This window comes from Streptomyces chiangmaiensis (assembly GCF_036281785.1).
Lineage (GTDB): Bacteria > Actinomycetota > Actinomycetes > Streptomycetales > Streptomycetaceae > Streptomyces > Streptomyces chiangmaiensis.
Window position 1 is genome coordinate 1 of record NZ_JAYWVC010000545.1, and the last position, 1,539, is coordinate 1,539.

Consider the following 1,539-nt stretch of genomic DNA (forward strand, 5'->3'; position numbering starts at 1 on the left):
TCGGGATGGGTGCAGTGCCAGATTGATCTTCATGGTCACTTCTGATCACTGTTCAGGAACGGTTGTACTGGTGGGCTCTCGTATTCAACTGTCGCCGGTTCCCCGCGGAGCTCAGTCCGGCGGTCACCGTCAGTGATCTTGGTCGGCAGCGGGGCGCCCCAGGGGACCAGAGCCAGTGCGTGCTCGGATCCGGAATAAACCAATCGCCTGCACGTCGATGCTCCCGTAGGGTGCGCGGGTTGTCGTGGCGGAGAGGCGGTTCGGAACGTGGCACCCAGGGCCGTAACGCGGGAGCAGTTGGCGGGTGCGGCGCGGGCCGCGCTGGGCGGCGGGCGGCGGCTGGAAGCGGTCGAGCGGATCGCGGGCGGCAGTAAGAAGGGCGTGTACCGCCTGGTGATGGACGATGCGACGACGGCGATTGCCTACCTGTGGGATGACGCCGAGAACTACTGGCCGGCGGCCGAGGGCGACGACGACCTCACCGACCCGTTCTCGCCCGGCCTCGGGCTCGACCTGTTCGAGGCTGCGCACGCGCGGTTGGACGCACTCGGCGTGCGCGTTCCGGCGATCCGTCTCGTCGATCGCGACGGCGCCCACTGCCCGGCCGACCTTGCGATCGTCGAGGACCTCCCGGGCGAGAGCCTGGAGGAGTTGCTCGCGCGCGACCGGCGCGCGGCTGCTCCGGTCATGGCCCGGCTCGCGGAGTCGCTGGAGGCGATGCAGAGCCACCGGGCACCCGCGTACGGCAAGGTGGCCGTGGTCGACGGAGGAGGAACGTCGCGCGGTACGTCGTGCGAGGGGGTGGTCCTCGACCGTGCGCTGCGGGACCTCGCTGAGGCAGCCTCGCGCGATCCGCGGATCGCGGGCGCCCGCGACCGGCTGGAGGAGCGGCTGTTGGGCCTGGCGGCGGCGGTGCGACCGCGCGCGGAGCGCGCGGTCGTGCACGGCGAACTGGGGCCCGACCACGTGCTAGTGGACGCGGACGGGAACCCCGTAGTGATCGACATCGAGGGCTTGATGTACTTCGACGTCGAGTGGGAGCACGTTTTTCTACAGATCCGCCTGCATGACGCCTACCAGCCGCTGAGGGTGGCCGGGTTGGACGAGGACCGGCTCGCGCTCTACATGCTCGCACAGCGACTCTCGCTGACGGCGGGACCGCTGCGGCTGCTCGACGGGTACTTCCCCGACCGGGCCTTCATGGCGGGCATCGCCGAGTACAACCTGAAGCAGGCGCTGGAACTGGTCCACGCCTGAATTCCCGGGTGTCTCAACTTGTTCGCTAAATAGCAGCAGGCGTTCGATGCGGACTACACCGTGGCGTTCAACCGGAAGATCGGGCTGGACGACGAAGGACGGCCGTCGGCCGGGGCCACCTTCGTCAGCCGCACCATGCCCGCCGGGACCGTCGTACGCGCCTACCGCCCCGAGGAAGCCACCGTGGACGTGTGGTGCTCCGGCCTCTTCGGCCTGATGGGCAAGGGCGTCCAGGAGATCCCCCTCAAGACGAGCTGGTTCACCAAATACCTCCGAGGACAG

At 68.8% G+C, this 1,539-nt stretch carries 1 protein-coding gene and 1 pseudogene; both read left to right on the top strand.

All coding sequences use genetic code 11. The annotated features are described in order from the left end of the window. The first annotated feature begins 267 nt into the window (after window positions 1–267). Complete coding sequence (locus VXC91_RS45390; RefSeq protein WP_329513176.1) at window positions 268–1,257, top strand: phosphotransferase family protein; 990 nt, start codon at window positions 268–270, stop codon at window positions 1,255–1,257. A 60-nt stretch (window positions 1,258–1,317) separates the two neighbouring features. Then, window positions 1,318–1,539, top strand: a pseudogene (locus VXC91_RS45395) (hypothetical protein); the annotation flags it as partial.